This window comes from Labilithrix luteola (assembly GCF_001263205.1).
In the GTDB taxonomy this organism is placed as follows: domain Bacteria; phylum Myxococcota_A; class Polyangia; order Polyangiales; family Polyangiaceae; genus Labilithrix; species Labilithrix luteola.
Genome location: NZ_CP012333.1, coordinates 7,976,036 through 7,999,177 on the forward strand (window position 1 = coordinate 7,976,036; position 23,142 = coordinate 7,999,177).

Sequence of the window (23,142 nt, forward strand, 5' to 3'; positions counted from 1 at the left end):
ACCGGGGATAGAAGCGTACGTTGTCTTCATGGTGCTTCGCGCCCGTTGTGCGTGAAGCTCCCACCGTTTCGATCTCACTGCGTTCTTCGCGTGTAACCTCCGCGGTATGATCCGAGCGCGGCGTTGCGCAACTGGCTTGCTGTTCGCAAGGAGTGGCGCCGGGAGCTCGGAACGGAGAAGCATGCTGCCCTTCACGAAACGGCCGGGACGCGGAGAGGAATCGGCAGACGCCGTCGCCAAGGACGACGCGTCGCTCGCCCCGGCTGCCGGCTCGGCGCCCCGCGCTCCGTCGAGCTTCGCGCCGCCGCGTCCCCCGCTTCCGTCGACGTCCGACGAAGAGATGACGACGCTGATGCCGGTGAAGTCGCTGAGCAACGCGGCGATTCCCGCGCCGCGCCCGGCAGCCGGTGTTCCGGCCGTGCGTCCTTCGACCCGCTCGCTCGGATCGTCTCCGCCCCCTGTGGCGAATGTTCCGAGCGGCCGGACTTCCGGAAGGAAGTTTGCCGCCGAGGAAGACGACGAAGATGGACGCACGGTCGTTCGGGGGGCTCCGAAGATCGTCAAGCGCGGAGCGCCGAAGCCCGGCACGCTCGGAGGCGTCGCCACCGCCGTCAATCCGTCTGCGGTCATCAAGCAGACGCTCGACTCGGCGCGCGCAAGCAGCCCGCCGAAGAGGCCCGAGCACTTGATGGCGCCTCCGCCCGCGGAGCTCCTCGAAGACTTCTCGGACCTGCGCCCCAAGCGTGACGAAGAGCGCACGGCCCTTTTGCTCTCGTCGTCGTCGAACAGCACGTCGAACAGCGTTCCTGCCGTCGGTCACAGCGTGATGCCCGGCCAGATGCCGCCGCAGGCGCTTCAGCCGCAGCCCATTCCGACCGGTTCCTATGCGTCGGCGTATCCGCCGCCGCCGAACCCGTACGTTGCGGCGTCATCCTCGAGCACCAACGTGCCGGGGGCGATGTCGATGCCCGCTCACTTCATGGTGCCGCAAGCGCCGTACTCCGACGGACGCATGGACCCGCCCGGCACGTCGGTGACGTCGCGTACACGCATCGGCGGGCGTCCCGCGATGTCGTGGGCCGCTGCGCTCCTCGCGTTCGGTCTCTTCGTCGGCGTTGGAGCGGTTGCCATCATGCAGGGCAACAACGACTCTCTCGCGGAGACAGGCGCGTCGTTCGTCGACCCCTCGCATGCGCCGGGCGCGGCTCACGCGGCTACCCAGCCGGCCGCGCAGGCCGTGACACCCACAGGCGCGCCCGCGGCCGAAGAGCCGAGGGTCGCTGTTCCGCCCGTGGCCGTGCCTCAAGCCGCCGTACCCACGCCGGTCGCCGCACCCACCGCGCCGCCGGTCGCCGTGGCCGAGCCGGAGCCCAAGCCGGAAGCGAAGCCCGAAGCCAAGGTCGAACCGAAGGCCCAGGTGGCGGCCGCGCCCGCGCCGAAGCCCGCCGTGAAGCCGGAGTCCAAGCCGGTCGCGGTCGCCCAGCCCGTTAGTCGGCCGGCGCCAGCGCCGCGTCCGGTGGCTCGTCCAGCAGCAGCGAGCGACGACGAGAAGCCGGCCAGGCCGGTGGCGAAGGCCGCAGGAAGGGGCGCCGCGAAGGGCGGCTCCGACGTCGACGAGGAGACGAAGAAGGCGCTCGAGGCCTTGCAGAAGTCTCAGCTCGAGAGCTCGTTCTAACCCGTTACGGAGTCAGGGAGGCGTGCAGGCGGCACTCCCATTGGGAAGTACGCGGCACGCTCCGAGACCGACCTGCTTGCAGTCGGTGCGCGTGGCACCGCCGCTTCCACAGCTGGTGAGAACGCCTCCGTCGCACGAGTCCGGCGCCGGGCACCCTCCGTCGCTGTCGTAACAGGCGCGGAACGGATCGTACCCGGTGGCGCGGGATGCATCGCACTTGCGTGCGAACTTCCCGCAATCGATCGCGATGGTCGCTCCGCCGACACACCCGGTGAGAACGTTGCCGGTGCAGGCGAAGGGAGTGGCGACCGCGCACTTCTCGGCGGACGCGGCCGGCATGCAGGTTGGTCCGGCGTCGGTCATGACACACGAGCCTCGGCCCACCTCGGCGCAGTCGATCCCGAGGTCGAGCGCGGGGAAGCCTCCGGTGCAATCGACGGCCTTCGTGCCGTCGCAATGAGGCGCGCCTGCGGTGCAGGCGACACCGGTCGGACCGGCGCATTCGGCCGTCGAGTCGTCGATCGCGCCACAGCGTTTGCCGCTCAGGACGCACGGCTCGACGGCGGCCGGACGTGAATCCGTCGCGTTGCACTCGACCCGGACCGCCTTTGCACCGCCGTACGTGCCGTCGACGCAGGCGGTGAGCTTGCCACCGCCGGCGATGTTGCAGGTCGGGACGCCGCTCGGGAACACGCACTTGTCGCTCGCGTCGCACGAATCGACGTTCGCCATGCAGTGCCAGAAGTCGTCGAGGGCGCCGGCCGGGCGAAGACCAGGATTGGCCGCGCAGTCGAAGGCCAAGGCGGCCCGCTCGTAACAGGCGCCGAAGGAGCTGCCACCCATGGGCCCGCCGCAAGCGCCGAGCCACGCGCAAGCCTTTGCTGCGCGGGCCTGGGCCTGGTTCGACCCCCAGGAGGAGCAGAAATCGATCCTGGTTGCCGCGGCGTCCTTTTTGGGGGGCGTGCTCGTGGCATCGTCCGCGCTGCCGGTCTCGGCTGCGCACGAAGTCGGATCGGTCGTGCAGTCGCTCGTACCGAAGTCCGTCGTGTGAAAGAGGTCGACACAGGCGACGAGCGCCATGCCGCCACCGAGGCCGAAGCCCATCACCATCAGCGACCGAAGCGGGATGGAGCGCGCCACGTCAGAAGCTCCCTTCGATGCCGACGGCACGCGGAGAGGCGAACAAGCGAGTGCTCGGAGCGTTTGCGGTCTCGCGCCTGCCGCTCGACGTCCAGAGCACGATCGAGGTGACGCCCAGAGCCGCCGCGCCGATGAAGCTTCCGAGCGCGACGGCGTCGAGCGTGCGGACGTTGCTTCGCTCGTCGTCGCACCCGCCGGAGCAGCTCTTCTCGGCGTCGCTCTGGGCCGAACCTGCGAGTACGAAGGTCACCACGCCGGCGGCGGCGAACGCGACGGTTCCTGCGGTGGTGAGGATCGGAAGAGCGAGAGAGCGTCGCTTCGACCCCTCGGGCGGGGCCTCGTCGGTGGTGACGCTCGAGGCAATCGGAGTGAGGACGACGTCGACCGAATGGTTCTTGCCCTCGGCAATGTTGATCGACTGACGGAACGGTTGACGGCCTGAGGCGCGCGCCTCGATGACGTGCTCGCCCGGATCCAGGAAGAACGGCTTGCCGTCGAGCGCGGCGGCACTGACCGCGTGGCCGTCGAGCTGCACGTCGGGTTTCGATGCATGCGCATCGACGTGCAGCGTGAGGCGAGGGACGCGCACGCGCAGCGGATCGAGGCGCGCGATGACGGCGTTGTGCACGTCGGTCTTTCCGGTCTCGGTCGCGAGCTTGTCGGCGGCTTCGTACTCTTCGAGTGCCTGCGAAGACTTGCCGTTCATCTCGAGGCAGTAGGCCTTGTGGAAGCGAAGGCCGGCCGTCACGGCGATTTGCTCGGCCTCCTTGTACTTCTGGAGCGCGTTCATGAACTCTCCGCGCTTTTCGAGATCGAGGCCTTCTTCGAAGAGGCGCTTGGCGGTCTCTTTCGAGTTGTCCTTGGGGGCATCCGCGAACGCCACCGAAGGACAAGAGATCGCAGCGACGACAGCCACCGAGGCGGCGACCTTCAACAGCATTGACGCGACGATGACGCGCACCGTCTTCGTCTCTCAGAGGAAGAGGTTCGCGTCAACCGCCCTCACGTCGGAAATCGCGCGAAATGCGCGCTCGCGGAGTCAGCGCGAGGGGGTGGGGCGGGAGACGAGCTCCGGCCACCGCGAGAACGCGCCAAGGATGCGGGAGGTACTGCGATCCTGCGCAGCACTTGCTCGCTCCTCCTGATCGTCGTGGCCGCCGGAGGCACTCGACGCATCACGTGCGCCCGCGTCGCGATTCTTTCCGTTCCCGTTCCCGTTCCCGTTTCCGCCCCCGAGCGCGCCGAGCGCGCCTTGGAGGAACGTTCCGCAGTCGGGGCCGCAGGTCGACGTCACGCATTGATAGATGTCGAGCATCTGGAACAGGCCGCTCGTGTCTCCCGACGCGCACTTCGTCATGCAGCCGAGATCGAAGCTGCCCGAGGAGAGGCAGTCTTGGGCGACACAGAGAAACGAGTCTCGGCAAGCCGGCGCCTGAATGCACGCGAGGATGCTCGACGAACATTGCGAGGCAAGGCAGTCACCGCAGGCGAGCAGCGACGGCTCTTTTTGCCCGGCGTCTGCGGGCGTGGGTTGAACGGTCTCGACGTCGGCCGTCGCCGCGTCCGCCACGGCAGCGTCGACGGGGGGATCGGCCTCGAGAGGACCGCGCGCCCCGCACGCTGTCACGGTTGCGCTCGCTCCCATGAGGACGAGCACTGGCGTGGCAAACGCAAGGACCGAAGGACCGTCGGAGATTCTTGCAAGACGTGAGCGGGCGCAGCGCATGACGGCTTCCTTTCGGCGCTTGAAGTCTTAGCATGCTCGGCCATGACGAGTCCCGTGGACCCGAAGAAGGCCCGCCGTGCGGTGGTGGTGACCACGCCGGCCGAGGCCCGCGCCGCATGCGACGAGGCGCGCAAACGAGGCCTGCGCGTAGGGCTGGTGCCGACGATGGGCGCCCTCCACGAGGGGCACTTGGCGCTCACGCGGCTCGCACGGCAAAAGGCGGATTTCGTCGTCTGCTCCATCTTCGTCAACCCGACGCAGTTTGGCCCCAACGAGGATTTCGACCGCTATCCCCGCGATCTCGAAGGGGATGTGACCAAGCTCACCGAGGTCGACCTCGTCTTCGCGCCATCGGTCCAGGCGATGTATCCGCCGGGCGACGAAACCCGCGTTCGCGTCGGAGCGCTCGCCGAACATCTCTGCGGGCCGCACCGGCCAGGCCACTTCGAAGGTGTGGCGACGGTGGTGACCAAGTTGTTCGGCGTCGTCGGCCCCTGCACGGCGGTGTTCGGCAAGAAGGACTACCAGCAGCTCGCCGTCCTCCGCCGTGTCGTCACCGACCTTTTCCTTCCGGTCGACGTCGTCGGGCACCCCATCCTCCGCGAGCCTGACGGCCTCGCCATGAGCTCGCGCAACGCCTATCTCTCCCCGGAAGAGCGCGCCAAGGCGCTCTCGCTCTCGCACGGGCTTGCCGCGGCCGCGCGAGCGTTCGAGGCGGGCGAGCGACGTGCGGGAACCTTGCGCGAGCTGGCCTACGCTCCTGTGGCCGCGGTAGCGACCTCGATCGACTACGTCACCGTCGCCGACGCGGACGCCCTCGTACCTTTCGCGGACGGCGCGTCGGTGGGGGCCCGCGCGACGCTCGCCATCGCGTGTCGTGTCGGCAAGACGCGCCTCATCGACAACGTCGTCTTGGGGGAGGACCTCGCGAGCTCGATCATCCCCGCGTTTTGATGGTCGAGCAGTAGTGACGCGCGGCGGCACCTACGATATGCCCGCGAGCACGATGTCGAACGCACGTGCAGGGCGGTTCGTGGTCCTCGAGGGGATCGACGGGGCCGGGACGACGACGCAGACGGCGCGCCTCATCGAGCGCCTTCGCAGCGAAGGAACGCGTACGGCGCGGGCCACGCGCGAGCCGAGTGACGGTCCCATCGGGGCGTTCGTGCGTCAGGTCCTCACGGGCCGTATCGTCGCACCGGGCGGGCGCGCGCCGGGGTGGGCGACGATGGCGCTTCTCTTCGCGGCCGATCGCATGGACCACGTCGAGTCCGAGATCGAGCCGATTCTCGCCGACGGCGGCGTGGTTGTCTCGGACCGTTACGATGCGTCGAGCCTGGCGTACCAGAGCGTGTCGAGCGGTCGCGGGGGAGAGCCCGCGGTGGACTGGATCCGCGTGCTCAATCGTCACGCGCTTCGTCCCGACCTCACGATCGTGATCGACCTCCCGGCAGACGTCGCGGGCGTGCGTCGCGAAGCGCGTGGCGAGCCCGCGCAGCTCTACGAGCAGAACGAGGTCCAGCAGGCGCTCGCCGCATTCTACCGCGACCTCGCCCGCCACATGCCGAACGACCGGATCGTGGTCATCGACGGCTCGGGGACCATCGAAGAGGTCCACGCGCGCGTCTACGAAGCTTACTGCGCGCGCTTTTCCTGAGCGCCCTTGGGGATGCCCTTGTCGTCGTCGACGATGGGCAGCTCGAGGATGCGTGCTTTGCCGTCCCGCTCGAAGTCGACGCGCAACGAGGGAGCCTTGTCGAGCGCGCGGAGCGCGGCGTCGGCCTCTTCGGGGTGCTCGATGGGCATGCCATTGACGCGCGTGACGACGTCGCCGGGCTTCAGGTCGACGCCCCACTGCGGATTGATGGCCTTGAGGCGGAAGCCGTAGAACTTCCCGTCCTTCATCACCGGCCAGTCGTCCACCGCCACGTTCTGGAGGAACACGCCGAGGCCGTTCGCGATCGTGCGCTTCACCTTCGCGCGTGAGAGCGTTCCGGTGTTTTCAGTCGCTCCGGGCGCCGCTGCGGGTGCCGTCTCGATCGTGGCAGGCGAGTTCTCGGCCGTCTTGGGCGCCGAATTCGGAGAGCTCCCGCACGCGACCGCGGCAACGGACAGGGCGAAAAGGGCGGGGCCGGCAATGCGTCTCATCGTCCGGCATGGTCCACGCTCGGGCGAGCGCCCGCAAGTTTTCGCCCTCAGCTCAGCCGCGAGAGTCCGAGTCGATCGAGGTCGGCCGTGGCCGTTGGCCCGCTCGCCATCGTGACCGTGAGCGTCGGGTTGCCGACCTCGTCGACGTACACATGGTCGGGATCGACGCTGCCGTGAACCTCACCGACGTCGTGCAGGCGGGCGAGCGCTTCGGTGAGGATCGATGCTTGGCGCGGAGAGAGCTTGCCGGCGAGCTTGTGTCCGCGCGGGGCCGCGAGCCAGATCGTCTTGGACTCGCGATCGACCCGCAGGATCGCTTGCAGGGCAGGGTGATCGGCCCGCGCGAAGGCCGAGGCTCGCGCCAGCGACGTGGCGTCGAGATCGGTGGTCACGACGTGTCGGCCGAGCCATTCATCGACGAGCGCGCCGTTCGGATCGGCCTGGAGACGCGACGCTACCGGACGCAGGCGCTTCGGGCGCTCCGAGCGGGGCATCGCCGCCGGTTCGATGGCACTCGGCCATTCGAGGGCACGGAGCGCGTGCCGCGCGGCGAAGGCATCGAGCGGCCGGCCGGAAGGATCACGCGAGAGCATCGCGAGCACGACCTGATCGTGGCGACGATCGAGATCTCGGTGGAGTGCGCTCGGCCGTACGCGGAGCGTCTTGGCGCCGAGGCCCGCTTCGGGGCGCTCGCCGGTGAGCATCTCCCAGAGAATGGCGCCGACGCCGTAGATGTCGCTCTGCACTGTTGCCGGCCGTCCCTCGCGTTGCTCGGGGCTCATGTATTCGAGCGTGCCGATGACGCCAGCGGTGGCCGTGGTCGACAGATCGGCGAGGTGCGCGACGCCGAAGTCGCCGAGGCGAGTGACGCCGGCATCGTCGAAGAGAACGTTGGCCGGCTTCACGTCTCGATGAACGATGCCGATTCGGTGAGCCTCGCCGAGCGCGGAGAGAACGGCTTCGGCGATTTCGACGGCGCGCGCCGGTGCGAGCGGTTCGCGCGACAGCATCTGTTCGAGGGTTCCGCGCCCCATCCACCCGAGAACGAGCGCGGGGCCGTCGGCGACGTAGTCGCGGAGCGGCACGATGTTCGGATGCTCGAGCGTGCCGAGGACCCGCACTTCGCGCTCGAAGCGAGCGAGCGCGTCGCGGCCTGCACCGCGCGTGTCGTAACCGGCAAAGATCTTCACGGCCACGCGTTCCGACCGCACGGCGTCGGTGCATTCCAGAACGCGCGCGCTCGGCGACGACGCGACCTCGCGTACCACGTCGTAGCGGCCGAAGAGGCGTGTACGAACTTCCGCCATGCGCGGAGCGAGCTCCACCGCGTCGGCCTTGCCGCCGAGGGTGGCGAGCTCCTGCTCGGCTTCGAGGCGAGCCCTGGCGAGTCCAAGGCGATCGAGACCGGTGAGGAGCAAGGTGAGCGCTTCGCGTCGCTCGGGCGCGTCGGGCGCGACTTTTTGCAGTGCGCGCACCGCAGCGTCCGTCTTCCCATACCGAAGAAGCAGGCCGCCGAGGGCGACGAGCACCTTGCTATTGCCGGGCTCCCTTCGCGACTGCGCCTCGAGCGTTCGTGCTGCCCCGACGACGTCGCCCTTGGCTTCGAGCAGCGCTGCGGCCTTGATGGCTTCGCCTGCGCGTTCGTAGGCGCGTGCGGCGGCCTCGCGCTGCCCGAGGCCCTCGAGCAACCGAGCACTCCAGAGGTGATCGCCGCGACGTTCGAGGTGATACGCGACGCGCTCGGCTTGCGCAGGATCGCCGAGAAGCATCGGCAGCGCCTGTTCGGCGATCAGGGTGACACGTCCTTCGAGGGCGAGCGGCAGCGCCCTGGCCCACTCTTCGGCCTTCACCGCTTCGGCGGCGGCTCGTTCGAAGTCACAGGCTCGCTCGTACAGCGCGCTCGCGGTGCTCGCATCGCCGCGTTCGCTCGCCAGTTGGGCGGCAGCCACGAGGCGCTGTTCACGGACGAGTCGTTCGACGTCCGAGTCCATGCGTGTCGCTCAGTCGGCGCCGCCGGTGGGATCGTCGCCGGGCGCGAAATCTTCGTCGTCCTCGTCGGTCGTGATGGCATTGGCTGCGCGCACGTTACCGACGGCGGCGTCGACGTCGGTGGCGATGACGAAGGGGGGAACCGGATGCTCGCCGCGCGCCAGCGCCCGCGCATCGGTCTTCTGCGCGAGATCGCCGAGGATGCCGCGCGTTCGGTTCCGCTTGCCGGGGCCGCTGCTGTCGACCCAGAAGAACGAGCGCTCGCGAACGTCGACGTGGACGAAGCCACTCACCGGATAGACGCCGACTCCGCAGAATCCCTGGTCGCGGGCGAACGTTGCCACTTCCTCGTCGGTCGCGCCGGGGACGACGAGGTCCATCGCTCGACCCTTGCCGTGGTTCGAGGTCTTGCCGGCGTGGGGTGTGCGGTAGGCCGAGATGATGCGAATCTCGTGCGCCTTGAAGTGTGTCTGGATGCGGTAGACGAAATCGAGCAAGCGCGGATCGATCGGATGCTCGTTGCCCGACGAAGGCTCACGCATGATGCGAGCCGCGCGGTCCAGATCCTCCGCGGAGAAGCCGCCATGATCGCCCTTGGCGGAGAGCTCGACGCGATCCGGAATGTTGAGCCCCTGCAGAACGAGCATGGGGCGGCCCGCCTTGTCGAGCGGTGCGGTCTTGCCCGGCGTGGGCGTATGCCAGATGCGCGAGGCGGCGATCGTCTGGGGCGTGGTCGAACGCTTGGGGGCCGGCGCGCGCGCCGCGGTCTTCGGAGCGGGGGCGGCCTTCGTGGACGTCGACGCATTCGGACGAGCCGGGGAGGGACGCGTCGCAGGCTTGGGCGGCTCTCCGGACGCGAGTGCCGGGGCGAGGCAGACCGCGAGGGCGAGGCAGATCGCGAGGGCGCGCAGGCCGCGTCTGTGCATCGAGACGCCTCGTGCGCCTAGGTCCGAGCGAGCCATGGGCGAAGTTCTAAGCGCGGTTCGCGGATTCCGCCAACTGAAACGCTAACCCCGACCCGGGCAGATCCTCGGACCGAACGCCTGGATGGAGCTCGGTGCGAAGGGATCTTGCGAGCCCCCTCGAACTCCGCCGATGCGCAGCCTCGCTGTCGAGGAGTCTGCGCGGCTCGCGCTCAGCCCAGCGCCGAAGGCGCCGGGGGGAGGCTCAAAACCGCAGGTTTTGAGGGGACCGGAGGTCCCTATCGGCGAAACGAAACGACGCGCGACACGTCGAAGCGTACTTCGCCGGGATCGATGCCCTTGGTGCGGAAGCTTTCGCGGTGCACGCGATGCACGGCGAGTTGGCCTTCGCTGGTCCTGCCGAGCACGCTCTCGGGGATGCCCACATGCCCGATGTCCTGCGTCGTGCAGCGGGTCACCACGCGCGACGACGGGCGCGAGGAGGGACCCAGGACTTCGACGTAGACCAGATCGCGAGGGTCGGCATCCGTCGCGTCCCACGCGACGTCGAGCCCGCCCGACGCGTTGGAGGAGACGACGACGTCGCGAACGTCTTGGGGAGCCGCCACGTTCACCACGAAGCCGTCTGCCAGATCGGGGCCGCCACTCGCGTGGAGCTCGAGATGCCCGCCCGGTGCGAACGCTTCGGTTGCGCGCGCCGTGTAGAAAACACCGGACACGACGCCTGCGGGATCCGGCATCGAGCGCGGGAGAAGCAACGTGCTTCGCCCTTGCAGATCGTCGAGGCTCACCGGCCCGACGTCGAGCAAGTCGACGGCGCGCGGCTTCTGCACGAGGGGGTCGTCCGTGTCGGTCGTGCACGTGCCGAGCGCGGGAAGATCTTGTGCGACGCCCGCGATGCGCAGCGCCGGCGCGTCGACGATTCCTTGTCGTACGCGGACGAAACGCGCGACGATCGTGTCCGCGTGAGCGTCGTGCGTGAGCGTGTCACCCGAACGTTCGGCGACCACGCGCTCCACGACGACGACACCCGTTGCCGCCTGCGCCGTGATCTCCGCATCGGGACCGTCCGCGGACGGCGGTACGGTGGACACACTGCAACCCATCGCAGCGAACGATCCGCAAACGGATACGAGCAGGGAGGGCAGCAGGGTAGGGCGCATGAACACGTGTAGAGTAGACGGGAGAGCGGGAGCGGGCAACGTCGGTGGGCGCGAGCGGTGGGGGCGAGCGGGCTCGGTGGGGCCCGTATCGAACACGCCTAGGACTTGGCGAATAGCTTAGCCAAGCGTGGGCCTCCCGTCCCGCTCGTTTTGTCTGTCAAAATGGCGAAGTTGCCGGGGGGCGCGGATGCCAAAACGGCCGGCCGCTCGCCATCTTGCTGCGGCGATGCGTCCGCGTCAGAACGACCACCAGAGGGCGGTGGCGGGCGAGAGCGTGAAGCCGCGAATGGTCACGTCGCTGTCGTTGTACGTGCCGACGACCGTTTGGTACGCGGCCGAAAGCTCGAGCGCGACGTGCACGTGATTGAACCCGGCGGCGACGCCGACGACCCCACCACCGTAATAGCGCCAGCCACTCAGATTAATGGGCTGCAGCGCAGCGGAGGCGGGCTCGCTCGTCATCGCTTCGATGAACGCGTGCTCGAAGCCGCCGCGGGCGCCGCCCCAGACCTTGTAGAGGCCGCCGTCGCTCTCCCAGCCGACGAGGAGCGGGACGTCGGCGCCGTAGCCGCGCATCGACTTGAGGTCGACGTTGGGCAGCTGGCTTTCCTGCTCACGCCCCGCAAGGACACCGGTGCCGCCGACGCCGATGGACAGCGACCACGGTCCATCGTCGAACGAACGCCGGACATCGAGGCGGGCGGTGCGACCCGTGTAGGCGAGACCCGCCTCGAACTGGTCACCGATACCGACGCGCATGGCGACGAACGGCGCGATCCCGGGGGCGATCGACGCAGCGACGAGAGCGCCCTTGGCGTACTCCGGGCTCGTTCCGGGCGATCCGGGCTGCATTGCATCACGTGCAGCCAGGTCTTTGGCGATGCGAAGATCGTTGGAAAGGCTACCGGTGGCGACGTTCGCGCTTACGCCGCCCGCGGCGCGGACGTCGCCCAGCGGCAACGTGCGGGCGGGGTGCAAGAGAGGCGAACCGCCTCCACACCCCGCGCTGGCGAGCGCGAGGAGGAGGACGCCGAACCGCTTCACGGCAGGCTTACTTGCGGAAGCGCGACGGGTAGTTGTTCGCTGACGCACGCTGGCTCAGCTCAGCGTCGTCAGGGTGGAGCTTGATCGCGCGTTCGATGAGCGCCGACTCGTCTTCGAGATGGTTCGGGTCGGGCAGGCAACACTCCACGGGACACACCGCCTGACAGGCCTCATGATCGTAGAAGCCCACGCACTCGGTGCAGAGCTCAGGATCGATGATGTAGATCTCGTCGCCCTCGCTGATTGCCTCGTTCGGGCACTCGGGCTCGCAAGCGCCGCAGTTGATGCAGTCTGCGGTGATGTAAGTCGCCATGAAAGGTTCCTTTACGGGGCGTGCCGCTTGATGTCAAACGGCGATTAGGGCTAAAAGCGGGGCTGGTCGCCTACCTGCATGCGCTCCCTTCTTCCCACAAAGTCTCGCGTGTTTCAGGCTGGCTTTGCGAAGCGAGCCAGCTTCGCTGCGGCCCACGTCGCTCTCGTCGCGTCGCTCCTCTGGGGGTGCACCCCGCAGATCGGCGACAAATGCGTTCTTTCCACGGATTGCTCGAGCTCGGGCGACCGCATCTGTGACACCTCCCAGCCGGGGGGGTACTGCACGACGCCCTCGAATTGCCGTCCGAACCTGTGCCCCGACAAGGCCGCCTGCGTGCTCTTCGCGGGAAGCGTTCCGGGGTGCTTTGTCGACGATCGCGACGGCCCTGCGGGCGCTCGCACCGGACGCGCCTTCTGCATGGCGCGCTGCGAGAATGACGGCGATTGCCGTAGTGGCTACGTCTGCGCCTCGCCGACCGATCCTCGTTGGGGCGGCGTGATCATGGACAACGATCAGACCCAGCTGACGTGCATGGTGGCGCCGACCTTCTCGATCGACGTCGATGCCGGTGACGCCGAGGCGCCGGTCTGCGGCCTCGGCACCGGATCGGACGCCGGGATCGATGCGTCGGCCCCCTCGATCACGCTCGAAGCTGGAACGGTCCCGCCGCTCTTCCCCGACGCCGGTCCCGACGGAGGCTAGCGCTGCGAGCGACGGGAGGCGGTTCGCCGGTCACCATCTCCGAAACCGCGGCGCGCGTTTTCGGGGTGATGCTCGGAAAGGCGCTCGACGCCGCCATCGTCGTGTTCGCGCTCGCTTCGGCGGTCTTCCTCGCGCTTCGCGTCCTTCCTGGTGATCCGTCGGCGCTGATCCTCGGCGATCAGGCCTCGCCGCTCGAGCGTGCTGCGCTTCGTGCAAAGCTGCACCTCGATGAGCCGATGTGGCTGCAGTACGCACGCTTCCTGAAGGGACTCGTCACCTTCGATCTCGGCGAGTCCGTGAGGCGTCCTGGAGCGTCGGCCATCGGCCGCGTGCTCGATGCCGCGACCCCGACCGCGGAGCTCGCGGGCCTCGCGGTTTTGATGGGCGCCGCGCTCGGCATCGGCGCTGCCGTGCTGGGGCAGGGGCCGTGGCTCGGGCGCCGTCGCGTCTGGGTCGATCGCTCGGCCACGGCGCTCGCGTCGACGCCGCTTCTCGCGTTCGCTCCGATCGTGACGTACGCGCTGGCCGCGCGCCTTCGCATCGTGCCTCTCCCGGGAGACCCCGAGGCGGGCTTTGCAGGGCTCCTCTTCGCGAGCGGGCTCCTCTCGATTCCGCTCGCTGCGCACGTCGCGCGCGTTTCGCGGGCTGCCCTCGACGACGTCGCGCGCGGTCAGTTCCTCGGCGTGGCGCGTGCGAAAGGTGGAAGCTACGCGCGCATGCTCTGGCTGCACGCGCTGCCCGCCGCGATCGGCCCGATCGTCACGGTCATCGGTGCGCAACTCGGCGCGCTGCTCGGCGGCGCGGTCGTGCTGGAGCGCCTCTTCGAACGGAGGGGGCTTGGCACGCTCATTCTCGAGGCGTACGGCGCGCGTGATTTTCCCGTCCTCGAGGCTGCGGTGATCTTCACGGGGGCGCTCTTCGCGATCGTCCAACAACTCGCGGCGAGTGCGCACGCTGCCGTCGACCCCCGTGTGGGGTCATGAAGCCGTCCGCAAGCGGCGTTGCCGTTCTCAGGCTCGTTCCGCTCGTCGTCGTGGTCGGCGCGGCGCTCGTCGTCGCCGCCGGTTCCCGCTCGCCGGTTCGACTTGCGCCCGAGCTGTCGTGGGCGGCGCCGTCGTCGGCCTTTCCTCTTGGATGCGGTGATGCAGGAGTGGACCTGCTCGCGGTCGTGGCGCACGCCACGCTTCGAGGCATTGCTCTCGCGGCGAGCGTGGCGGCGATCGGCTTCGTGATCGGCTGTCCTCTCGGCGCAGCGGCTGGGCTCTTTCGCGGTCGCTTCGAGCGCGTCGTCGCGCGTGCGTGCGATCTCGTACAGGCCTTTCCCACGTTCCTACTCGCGCTCGTCGTGCTCTCGGCCGTGCGCTCGCCGTCGCGCGTTCATCTCGGTGTGGTGTTCGCCATCACAGCGTGGGCACCGTTCACCAGGCTCGCGCTCGCGCAGACGCGCGTCCTTCGAGACGCGGCCTTCGTGGAAGCAGCACGCGCGCTCGGCGGCGGCAACGTTCGCGTGGTCGCGCTTCATCTCGTGCCGAACCTCCTTGGGGTCGTCGCCGTCCAGCTGGGCGCGGCCGCTGCGGCCATCGTGGTCAGCGAGGCGGCGCTCTCGTTCGTGGGGTTCGGTACGCCGGACGGCGTCTCGCTCGGTTCCGTGCTCGATCAAGGCGTCGCGGCCATGCTTCGCGCGCCCCACGTTCTCCTCGTCGGCGCCGCGAGCGTCTTCGCGGCGAGCGTTTCTCTCATGATCGCGGGCCGCGCGTTTGATCGGCGCGCGAGCCGACAGTAAAGAAGGACCCATGCTCGGGCCGCCGCCGCTTCCTCGCAACCTCGAAGCCTCCGTGCGTGATCTCGACAGCGCCCGCCCGGAGGTCCGTGTCTCCGCGATCGACGATCTCCTTCGCCACGCGCGTTCGAGCGACGACGTCAAAGCGCGAGCGGTTCCGCTCTACGAAAAACGTCTCGCGGACGCGGATCCGCGTGTTCGCTCGGCGGCGGCCGTGGCGCTCGGGGAGCTCTCCGCCAAGGAGTCGATTGCGGCGCTCTCGAAGCTAGTCGACGACGACGACGCGTACGTTCGCCAGATGGCGATCAACGCCCTCGGTGAGATTGGCGATGCGAAGGCCTTGCCGCGACTCGAACGCGCACTCCGCGATGCGCGCCCCGAGGTGCGTTACCAAGCCATCATCGCGTTCGCTCGCGCTTCGAACGACGCCGCGGCCGTGACGCAGGCGTTGCTCGATGCAACGAACGACGACGACGACGCCATCGTCCACATCGCGTTGCGCGTTGCCGAAGAGCGGCTCGAGGGGGCGAGCGACACGAAGAAAGACGAGGGGGTCGACGACCGTCTCGTCGTCCGTGCGCGCGCTCTCTTGAAGTCGCCTTCGCCCCACGTTGCGCTGGTCGCCGCGATCTTTCTCGGGAAAGCCGGTCACGCCGATGGCCACACGCTTCTGCTTCGGGTCGTGCGTGGCGATCGACGTGGTGTCGACGCTCCGGAGAAAGAAGACGAGCAGGCTGCGGTCGAGCTCGTTGGTGAGCTCGAGCTCGAGCAGGCGACGCGCGATCTCGAACGGCGTGTGTGGGGGCTTTCGCGATGGGTGCGCGATACGTGTGCCTTCCACGCGAAGATCGCGCTCGCGCGGATGAATCACCCGCGTGCACGTGCAGAGATCCTTCGCGATCTCGCTTCATCGCGGCGCGAGGTCAGAGCCGCGGCCGTGGTCGCTGCGGGGCGTGCAAAGCTGCGCGAAGCACGCGAGGCCATCGCACGTTTGCCTTCGAGCGAGCTCGATCCTGCGCTCGCGCGTGAAGCACTCGCGCGAATCGATGCATTCGAATCGTCGCGAGGTTCGTCCAACGAGTGAGTGCCGACGGGCATGCGCGTTGCTTAGTGTCGATACGCACACGCCCTCGCAGGAGGTCCTCCGGCGTGTCGGATTCGAGAAGTGCTACCGCGACGTGACGAAACAGCGACAAACGAAGCGATCAGCGGAGGACCACGAGCGTTCGGAAACGAACTGCGAGTCTGATCGACGAGTCGCCCGCCGTTAGGAATCTATCGGCACCGTCAACAAGCGACACGGGCAGCGCGGCACTAGGACTTGACTGAGATTTTACGCAAAGGTAGCGTGCCGGCGCTTTCGCCCCCCGGGCGGACGCGGGCGGAACGCAGGTCACCGAGCTCTCGAAGCTCACGAATCTCTCTGGGCTCGCCGGACATCGCCGGGGCTCAGCACGGAAGTCATTCGGACGGATAGCTTGCGGCGATGAGACCGCGAAAGTAGGAGGCGAGCGAATTATGATGAAGAAGTTCTTTGCACTTGCGAGCATCTCGGCGGTTGCCGGTGTCATTGCGGCTGGCGCGATGGTCGGCTGCTCGAGCGACACGACCAACAGCGAGACCACCGATGCCGGCGAGACCACCGACGCCGCCAAGCCGGACAGCGGCAAGGGCAAGGATGGCGGCGGTGTCGACGCGCAGCCGGAGCCTACGATCGAGGAGAAGACGGTCGGCAAGGAATGCACGACCAACGCGGACTGCGAAGTTGCCAACGCGGTGGGCGACAACGGCTGCTCGATGGGCGGCTTCAAGGGCGGAGACCTCTTCGGCACCCCCGTCTGCATCCAGGAAGCCTGCACCCCGGCCGGTGCGAACGACACCCTCGACAAGGCCTTCTGCGATGACGGCCCCGGGTTCTGTCTTCCGAACTCGGCATCGACGGGCATCTGCCTCCCGCTGTGCGTCTACGGCAGCGACAAGATCGAGGACCCGGGTTGCGCCGGCGGCAACAAGTGCCAGGCGTACTACATCGGCTCGGACTCGAGCGGCACGGTCGCCGTGGGCTTCTGCTCGTGGGCCTGCCAGGCCGACACGGACTGCAAGGGTACGCCGGGCCAGAAGTGCCAGAAGGAAACTGGCATGTGCCTTACGGCGCCCACCGCGTACACCAAGAAGCTCGGCGACTCGTGTGCGGATCCGTCGACCTCGACCCCGTCGACGGAGTGCGAGTGCAACACGGTCGGCGGCACCAGCGCGGACAAGCTCAAGGGCGTCTGCAGCCACCAGTGCATCACGGGCGCGGCGGGCGACGCGGTGTGCGCTGCGGCCGGCACGGACACGGCGGGCTGGAAGTGCACGACGAAGCTCCCGACGAAGGACTCCAAGGGCAACGCGGCCTTCACGAAGCAGATCGACAACGTGGCCGGCACGTGCGCCCTGCCCTGCAAGGTGGCGGCGGATTGCACCGCGCTCAGCACGTCGCTGGGCCTGAGCACGCCGATGACGTGCGAGGAGTTCGCGGGCGGCAGCTTCTGCCAGCTCCCGTGAGCTGATCGAGCTCGAGAAGAGCTAGGAAAATCGGACGGGCGCGAGGCAACTCGCGCCCGTTCGTGCTATTTGGAGACCGATGAAGTCCGCAGCTTTCCTTCTTGGCGTTGCAGCGTTCGCGTTCGGCGCGTTCGGCGCGCTTATCGGTTGCGCGCGCAAGTCGGAGCCCAAGCCCGAGCCGGTAGCCGCCGAGTCGGCATCGGTTACCAGCCAGGACACCGCCACCCAGGCAGATGCCGAGTCGGTCATGCACATCAACGGGCAGGACTACAAGATCACCGGCAAGGTGCAGGGGTTGAACCGCCAGCAGCGAGAGCGGTTGAAGACCATGCCGAATCCCGGCGCCCCTGCGGAGCAGTGAGTTTGAAGCGCCGGGCGCTCGCGGCCCTGTGCGTGCTTGCGCTCACGGAGGGGAGCCTCGCCGTCATCGCCTGTGACGCGACGGACGCGGTGGACGATGCTGTGGACGCGACGGACGAGCGCTCGAGCTCGTCGTCGGACGCGGCCAAGGATTCGGGGCCGGCGCGGCCCGACGCCTCCAGCGAAGCGAGCAGCTGCGCGCCGGTGCCTGGCGCATGCGATCTCGTGCTCCAGAACTGTCCCGACACGGACGACGGGCAGAAGCAGGAGTGCGTCGCCGCCGGCACCGATGGCTCCGTGCAGACGACGTGCACTCCGGTGCAAGCGAGCCAGCTGCTTCCCAAGGGGAGGAGCTGCTGTCCGGCGTCGGACGGAAACGCGGCGAATCCGTGCTTGCCGGGGCTTACATGTGTCGGGCGAGCTTGCGAAGACGGTGGCCCGCAGACCGGGCGTTGCACGCCAGCGTGTTGCAAGGGTGACGATCAGGCGTGCGGTAAGAGCGAGCCCGAAGGCATCGCCGGCGCATGCGACGTCAGCCTCGTCGACGGGAACGACCACCGCCTCTACGACGTTTGCTCGTACCGCGAACGCTGCAAGCCGTTCGGTGTCGAGCCGTGCAGTGCGGGCCAGATGTGCCTCGTCGAAGACAAGCTCGGAACGGCGAGTTGCATCTCGTCGTTCGCCAAGCAGGTAGGTGAACCCTGCAAGTACAGCAACGACTGCGCAGACGGCATGTTGTGCATCGACGCCACGGGAACTGGCGCGGTGTGTCGCTACATGTGTCTGACCCCGTACTCGCTACCGCCGTTCGACGCGGGGACGAGCCCGGAAGACGCCGGCGTGGGCAAGGGCAGCTGTCCGACGCCCACCGGCTGCAACATCACGGGCTTCACGAACTTGCCGGCGTGGCTGTCGTTCTGCCGTCTGGCAGACGGCGGCTGAGCCTTTTCGGCTCGGCGTGCGGGTATATACTCGGCGCCTCATGATCACCGAACCCAACGCCTCGCTGCACGGTGACGACCCCGACGTCGGTCTCTTCACGGTGCTCCGTGAGGATGGTTCGGCGGATCCCTCGACCGATCCGAAGATCCCCCCTTCGGTGCTCCTCTCGGCGTACCGCCACATGCGCCGTCTGCGTTTGCTCGACGCGCGCATGATCTTGCTGCAGCGGCAAGGGCGTGTCGGCTTCTATGGAGCCTGCACGGGACAAGAGGCCGTCCCCATCGCGACGGGCCTCGTCACGCGCGACAGCGACTGGGTGTTTCCCGCGCTTCGCGAGCAGAGCGTGATGCTCGTGCGCGGCTTCCCGCTCCGCGCGTTCGTCGCGCAGGTGTTCGGCAACGGGGGCGACGTGCAGAAGGGCCGCCAGATGCCGAGCCATCAGGCCGGCAAGAGCGTCAAGCAAGTGAGCTGGTCGTCCTGCATCGGTCCGCAGATCCCACAGGCCGTCGGCGCGGCGTGGGCCATGAAGCTCCGCAAGGATCCGAGCGTCGCCTTCGGTTTCTCCGGCGACGGCGCCACGAGCCAGCCCGACTTCCACGCGGCGATGAACTTCGCGGCCGTGTTCCGTGCGCCGGCGGTCGTCGTTTGCCAGAACAACCACTGGTCGATCAGCGTGCCCACCGCGAAGCAGACGGCGTCGAGGACGATCGCCGTGAAGGCGCGCGCCTACGGCATGCCCGGCGTGCGCGTCGACGGCAACGACGTGCTTGCAATGTACAAGGTTCTCTCCGACGCCGCCGAGCGCGCGCGGAGCGGCGGTGGCCCCACCTTCGTCGAGGCGCTGACGTATCGCATCGGTGCCCATTCGACGAGCGACGACCCCACGCGCTACCGTTCCGACGCCGAGGTCGAGGCCTGGAAGAAGAAGGACCCGGTCGACCGCCTCACGAAGCACCTCCGCAGGCTCGGCTTGATCGACGACGCCTCCGACAAGGCCCTCGAAGAGGAGCTGACGGCCGAGATCGGCGCCGTGGTCAACGAGGTGGAAGCTCTGCCTCTGCCGGCCCGCCAGAGCCTTTTCGACGACGTCTACGCCGAGCTTCCCTGGAATCTGCGTGAGCAGCGTGACGCCTTGATGGCGTTGCCACCCGCGCCCAGCCATTGACGCTACCCGTCACGGCTCGGCCGCTCCGGCCGCGCATGTGTCGGGCCCGCGCAAAGCTTTCGCTGGGGGCGGCGCGACGTTGGCCTCGAGCCCGGCATCGTGTAAATCGGCGCCATGGCGAACCGTACGTGCGATGTCGTTGTGATCGGTGGTGGTCCGGGTGGATACGTGTGCTCGATTCGTCTCGGCCAACTGAAGCAGAAGGTCATCTGCGTCGAGAAAGAAGAAGTCGGCGGCGTGTGCCTCAACTGGGGCTGCGTTCCTTCGAAGGCCCTCATCAGCGCGAGCCACACCTACGAGAAGGTGAAGGATCACGGCGCGGGCATGGGCATCTTCGCGGACAACGTCCGCGTCGACCCGAACAAGATGCAGGACTGGAAGAACGGCATCGTCAAGAAGCTCACCGGCGGCGTGCGCGGCCTCTTCCGCGGTAACGGCGTCGAGCTCGTCATCGGCAACGCGACGGTCAAGGGCCCGCGCACCGTCGAAGTGAAGACGGCCGAAGGCACCGTCGAGACCATCGAGGCGACCAAGGCCATCGTCATCGCGACCGGCTCGTCGACCATCGAGATCCCGACCTTCAAGTTCGACGGCAAGTCGATCATCGGCGCGAAGGAAGCGGTCAGCCTCCGCGAAGTCCCGAAGCGCCTGCTCGTCATCGGCGGCGGCGTCATCGGTCTCGAGCTCGGTTGCGTCTACCAGAAGTTCGGCGCGGAGCTCACCGTCGTCGAGGCCACGCCGAGCCTGCTTCCGGGGGTCGATCCGGAGTGCACCGCGGTCGTCGAGAAGCGCCTCACGAAGAAGGGCGCCAAGATCATCAAGAACGCCAAAGCCACGGGCTACGAGCGCAACGCGGACGGCTCGCTCGCCGTGAAGCTCGATCTCGGCGAAGGCAAGTACGACACGGTCGTCACCGATGTCGTCCTCGTCGCCGTCGGCATGCGCCCCAACGGCGCGGGCCTCGGTCTCGAGGAGCTCGGCGTGAAGGTCGAGCGCGGCTTCGTTCCGTCCGACCACCTCGGCCGCACGAACGTCGACGGCATCTACGCCATCGGCGACGTCACCGGTCAGCCGATGCTCGCCCACAAGGCCAGCAAGGAAGGCGAAGTCGTCGCTGAAGTCATCGCGGGCCACAAGGCGGCGAAGGACTGGGTTGCGATCCCCGCCGCGATCTTCACCGATCCGGAGATCGCCGTCGCCGGCCTCACCGAGGCGCAGGCGAAGGAGAAGGGCATCGAAGTCCGCGTCGGCAAGTTCCCGTTCTCGGCGCTCGGCCGCGCGATGGCCGTCAACGAGACGGACGGCTTCTTCAAGGTCGTCGCCGACAAGAAGACGAACGAGCTTCTCGGCGTCCACATCGTCGGCCCCGAAGCGAGCGACCTCATCAGCGAAGGCGCGCTCGCCCTCGAGATGCACGCGTTCCTCGAGGACATCGGCCTCACCATCCACCCGCATCCGACGCTCGGCGAAGGCATGATGGAAGCCGCGATGAACGGCCTCGGCCACGCGATCCACATCCTGAACCGCAACGCGGGCTGATCGCCGGGCGAGCGAGCCTCGCCTCCGAATCGAGCTCGAATGAAAGGCCGGTGAGCACGAAGCTCTCCGGCCTTTTGCGTGTGCGTCCAGCACGGGCCCGACCTGCAGCCGCAGTCCGCGCCTGGCTTTTCAGGACGTCACATGCTGGGCGCGAAGAGATCCTTGATCGAGGCCTTCTTCTCGGAGACGAATTGCTTGAATTTGTCCATGTGCTCCTGGTGCCGGGCCTTCGACGCCTCCGCGGAGGTCTTTGCCTTCTCCTGGACACTGGCAATCTTGGCGTCCCACGTCTTTTGAATCGTGTCGGCACGCGCCTGAAGCATCTTGCGCTGCTCGGCCTGTTTGGTGCGGATTTCCTCTCGCTTCGCGCGGAGATCTGCCTGGGCCTGCCCGCTTGCCTTGTCGATCTGCCGGTCGATGTACTCGCCCTCGTCGTCGAGTTCGTTCATGCCAGCTTGGATCTGGGTGACGACCACGTCCTGGCTGCTGTGGCGAAAGATCTTTCCGCCGACCTTCGACACGGCCGTGTCGACCGGTACGGTCCAGTCTTCCCAGACGCTCGCTACGACGGCGAAGGAACCAGCTTGCAGGTTGTTCGCGACGTCGTGGACGAAGTCACCAGCCACGCCCGTGAGCCCGAGGTCCTCGGTGAGCCCGACGACGCCGCCCGCAGCAGCTCCCGTGGCAGCTGCCCCCGCGGCAGCCCCGGCCGCGGCCCCCGCAGGGCCAGCGAGCAAGCCGATGAGTGTACCGACCGAGAGCCCGAGTATGGTGCCGGAACCCGTGCGGATGTCCGGCTCGCCTTCTTTGGTCGAAAGCTTCCCGTTCGCATCTTTGGCGACGACCGCACTCGCATAGAGCTCGATCGTCCCCTCGCTATCGAGTCGTTTGAGCGCCTTCAATACCTCGTAGGCGCTCGATTCGTTCGGTGTGATCACGACGATCTCTCGATCCATGGTGAGCCTCCTTTTGCGGGCGGCTGTTCGTGCATCGCGTATGCCGCGATCCAGCAAGCGCGGGCCTGCCACCGCCGGCCCAGCTCGAGCCGATGCACGTGCGACCGCACGGATCCGGGCTCATCATTCGGCGTTCCGTGACGCGCTCCTCCAGCAGAATGCGAGGTGCGCCCGCTCTCGAGATGCACGCGTTCCTCGAGGACATCGGCCTCACCATCCACCCGCACCCGACCCTCGGCGAAGGCATGATGGAAGCCGCGATGAACGGCCTCGGCCACGCGATCCACATCCTGAACCGCAACGCGGGCTGATCGCCGGGCGAGCTAGCCTCGCCACGGCGTCTACGCGTGAAACGGAAAGGCCGGTGAGCGCGAAGCTCGCCGGCCTTTTGCATGTGCGCCAGCGCGGTTCGCGAGCCCCTCGACTCGCGGCAGCCGCTCTTTACTGCGGATCGAGGGCGATGCCCTCGTAAGCGTCGTCGACGGCGATATCGATGGCGGGCGCGCCCAGCTTCATGATCTCGCCGGATCGGTAATCGCGCTCGTCCCACCCGGTCGCCGTACGCTCGACCACCGTGAGTCGATGCGAGCGAGGCGAGACGAACACCACGGCGCGGAGCGAGGGGACCTGCTTGTACTGACTGAGCTTGTCGCCCCGGTCGTAGTCTTCCGTGGACCTGCTCGTCACCTCGACGAGCAACGTCGGGTTCGTGATGGCGTTCGCGTCGATCGACGACGACTTCGCTTCGCCGCAAACGACCGAGACGTCGGGGAAGGTGCTGAGGTCGGTGGCCTCCACGCGGACCTTCATGTCCGACGTGGCTGTCCTGCAGGTCCTCGGCAAGCGCGAATAGAAGAGCCCGATCATCGTTGCGCCGAGCTGCGCATGCGCAGGCGTGCCGCCCGGCATCGCGTAAATCACGCCCTCCTGATACTCGAGGCGGAGCTCGCTCATCTCGAGCGCGCGCACGTACTCTTCGTACGAGTAGTGGAGACGACGCACGGTGCTCACGACCGAAGGATACCTTCGC

Annotated in this window: 24 protein-coding genes; 13 read left to right on the top strand and 11 right to left on the bottom strand. The window is 67.9% G+C overall.

Features of this window, described 5'->3' with window-relative positions:
- Positions 1 to 181 precede the first annotated feature (181 nt).
- Complete coding sequence (locus AKJ09_RS34660) at positions 182 to 1,675, top strand: hypothetical protein (RefSeq protein WP_146652128.1); 1,494 nt, start codon at positions 182 to 184, stop codon at positions 1,673 to 1,675.
- 12 nt (positions 1,676 to 1,687) lie between these two features.
- Here AKJ09_RS34660 and AKJ09_RS34665 read toward each other — a convergent pair whose 3' ends face one another.
- The 3 genes from AKJ09_RS34665 to AKJ09_RS34675 all read right to left on the bottom strand — a co-directional run bounded on the left by AKJ09_RS34665 (position 1,688) and on the right by AKJ09_RS34675 (position 4,541).
- On the bottom strand, positions 1,688 to 2,815 hold the full coding sequence (locus AKJ09_RS34665) for a hypothetical protein (RefSeq protein WP_146652129.1): 1,128 nt from the start codon (positions 2,813 to 2,815) through the stop codon (positions 1,688 to 1,690).
- Between the two features lies 1 nt (position 2,816).
- Positions 2,817 to 3,776, bottom strand: a complete 960-nt coding sequence (locus tag AKJ09_RS34670; protein WP_146652130.1) for a hypothetical protein — start codon at positions 3,774 to 3,776, stop codon at positions 2,817 to 2,819.
- Positions 3,777 to 3,854: 78 nt separating this feature from the next.
- Positions 3,855 to 4,541 (bottom strand): hypothetical protein, encoded by a 687-nt coding sequence (locus tag AKJ09_RS34675; protein ID WP_146652131.1) that lies wholly within the window; start codon positions 4,539 to 4,541, stop codon positions 3,855 to 3,857.
- A gap of 42 nt (positions 4,542 to 4,583) precedes the next feature.
- Between AKJ09_RS34675 and panC the strand changes: the two genes are divergently transcribed.
- A complete protein-coding gene (gene panC, locus AKJ09_RS34680) occupies positions 4,584 to 5,495 on the top strand; it encodes a pantoate--beta-alanine ligase (RefSeq protein ID WP_146652132.1) in 912 nt (303 codons plus the stop codon).
- 52 nt (positions 5,496 to 5,547) lie between these two features.
- On the top strand, positions 5,548 to 6,198 hold the full coding sequence (gene tmk, locus AKJ09_RS34685) for a dTMP kinase (protein WP_169928109.1): 651 nt from the start codon (positions 5,548 to 5,550) through the stop codon (positions 6,196 to 6,198).
- Here the strand turns inward: tmk and AKJ09_RS34690 are convergent.
- The 6 genes from AKJ09_RS34690 to AKJ09_RS34715 all read right to left on the bottom strand — a co-directional run bounded on the left by AKJ09_RS34690 (position 6,177) and on the right by AKJ09_RS34715 (position 12,121).
- A complete protein-coding gene (locus tag AKJ09_RS34690; RefSeq protein ID WP_146652133.1) occupies positions 6,177 to 6,689 on the bottom strand; it encodes a serine protease in 513 nt (170 codons plus the stop codon). The genes tmk and AKJ09_RS34690 overlap by 22 nt on opposite strands.
- A 47-nt stretch (positions 6,690 to 6,736) precedes the next feature.
- Positions 6,737 to 8,680 (bottom strand): serine/threonine-protein kinase, encoded by a 1,944-nt coding sequence (locus AKJ09_RS34695; protein WP_146652134.1) that lies wholly within the window; start codon positions 8,678 to 8,680, stop codon positions 6,737 to 6,739.
- Positions 8,681 to 8,689: 9 nt separating this feature from the next.
- Positions 8,690 to 9,640, bottom strand: a complete 951-nt coding sequence (locus AKJ09_RS34700) for a YcbK family protein (RefSeq protein ID WP_146652135.1) — start codon at positions 9,638 to 9,640, stop codon at positions 8,690 to 8,692.
- Between the two features lie 239 nt (positions 9,641 to 9,879).
- A complete protein-coding gene (locus tag AKJ09_RS34705) occupies positions 9,880 to 10,764 on the bottom strand; it encodes a hypothetical protein (RefSeq protein ID WP_146652136.1) in 885 nt (294 codons plus the stop codon).
- 237 nt (positions 10,765 to 11,001) lie between these two features.
- Entirely contained in the window at positions 11,002 to 11,808 is an 807-nt protein-coding gene (locus tag AKJ09_RS34710; RefSeq protein ID WP_146652137.1) for a hypothetical protein, read from the bottom strand.
- Between the two features lie 7 nt (positions 11,809 to 11,815).
- The gene (locus AKJ09_RS34715) at positions 11,816 to 12,121 is read right to left on the bottom strand and encodes a YfhL family 4Fe-4S dicluster ferredoxin (protein WP_146652138.1); all 306 of its coding nucleotides are present in this window, start codon (positions 12,119 to 12,121) and stop codon (positions 11,816 to 11,818) included.
- A gap of 108 nt (positions 12,122 to 12,229) precedes the next feature.
- On the opposite strand from AKJ09_RS34715, the gene AKJ09_RS34720 reads away from it, so the two are divergent.
- From AKJ09_RS34720 to lpdA, 9 genes are all read left to right on the top strand, one after another.
- The gene (locus AKJ09_RS34720) at positions 12,230 to 12,823 is read left to right on the top strand and encodes a hypothetical protein (protein WP_146652139.1); all 594 of its coding nucleotides are present in this window, start codon (positions 12,230 to 12,232) and stop codon (positions 12,821 to 12,823) included.
- Between the two features lie 68 nt (positions 12,824 to 12,891).
- The gene (locus tag AKJ09_RS34725; RefSeq protein WP_146652140.1) at positions 12,892 to 13,806 is read left to right on the top strand and encodes an ABC transporter permease; all 915 of its coding nucleotides are present in this window, start codon (positions 12,892 to 12,894) and stop codon (positions 13,804 to 13,806) included.
- Positions 13,803 to 14,606 (top strand): ABC transporter permease, encoded by an 804-nt coding sequence (locus tag AKJ09_RS34730; RefSeq protein WP_146652141.1) that lies wholly within the window; start codon positions 13,803 to 13,805, stop codon positions 14,604 to 14,606. Before AKJ09_RS34725 ends, AKJ09_RS34730 begins: the two co-directional genes overlap by 4 nt.
- A gap of 10 nt (positions 14,607 to 14,616) precedes the next feature.
- Positions 14,617 to 15,687 carry a HEAT repeat domain-containing protein gene (locus AKJ09_RS34735; RefSeq protein ID WP_146652142.1) on the top strand — a complete coding sequence of 357 codons (1,071 nt, stop codon included), beginning with the start codon at positions 14,617 to 14,619 and terminating at the stop codon, positions 15,685 to 15,687.
- A 434-nt stretch (positions 15,688 to 16,121) separates the two neighbouring features.
- A complete protein-coding gene (locus AKJ09_RS34740) occupies positions 16,122 to 17,150 on the top strand; it encodes a hypothetical protein (protein WP_146652143.1) in 1,029 nt (342 codons plus the stop codon).
- 79 nt (positions 17,151 to 17,229) lie between these two features.
- Positions 17,230 to 17,511: a hypothetical protein gene (locus AKJ09_RS34745; RefSeq protein WP_146652144.1), complete on the top strand. Its 282-nt coding sequence runs from the start codon at positions 17,230 to 17,232 to the stop codon at positions 17,509 to 17,511.
- Positions 17,508 to 18,452 carry a hypothetical protein gene (locus tag AKJ09_RS34750; protein ID WP_146652145.1) on the top strand — a complete coding sequence of 315 codons (945 nt, stop codon included), beginning with the start codon at positions 17,508 to 17,510 and terminating at the stop codon, positions 18,450 to 18,452. The genes AKJ09_RS34745 and AKJ09_RS34750 overlap by 4 nt, the downstream gene beginning before the upstream one ends.
- Positions 18,453 to 18,492: 40 nt before the next feature.
- Entirely contained in the window at positions 18,493 to 19,617 is a 1,125-nt protein-coding gene (locus AKJ09_RS34755; protein ID WP_146652146.1) for a thiamine pyrophosphate-dependent dehydrogenase E1 component subunit alpha, read from the top strand.
- A 114-nt stretch (positions 19,618 to 19,731) separates the two neighbouring features.
- Positions 19,732 to 21,156 (top strand): dihydrolipoyl dehydrogenase, encoded by a 1,425-nt coding sequence (gene lpdA / locus AKJ09_RS34760; protein ID WP_146652147.1) that lies wholly within the window; start codon positions 19,732 to 19,734, stop codon positions 21,154 to 21,156.
- A gap of 137 nt (positions 21,157 to 21,293) precedes the next feature.
- Here lpdA and AKJ09_RS34765 read toward each other — a convergent pair whose 3' ends face one another.
- Positions 21,294 to 22,112, bottom strand: a complete 819-nt coding sequence (locus tag AKJ09_RS34765; RefSeq protein WP_146652148.1) for a DUF1269 domain-containing protein — start codon at positions 22,110 to 22,112, stop codon at positions 21,294 to 21,296.
- 158 nt (positions 22,113 to 22,270) lie between these two features.
- On the opposite strand from AKJ09_RS34765, the gene AKJ09_RS54460 reads away from it, so the two are divergent.
- A complete protein-coding gene (locus AKJ09_RS54460; RefSeq protein WP_205633889.1) occupies positions 22,271 to 22,423 on the top strand; it encodes a hypothetical protein in 153 nt (50 codons plus the stop codon).
- A gap of 130 nt (positions 22,424 to 22,553) precedes the next feature.
- Here the strand turns inward: AKJ09_RS54460 and AKJ09_RS34770 are convergent, their stop codons facing one another.
- Entirely contained in the window at positions 22,554 to 23,123 is a 570-nt protein-coding gene (locus AKJ09_RS34770; RefSeq protein ID WP_240488687.1) for a Uma2 family endonuclease, read from the bottom strand.
- Between the last annotated feature and the right edge of the window lie 19 nt (positions 23,124 to 23,142).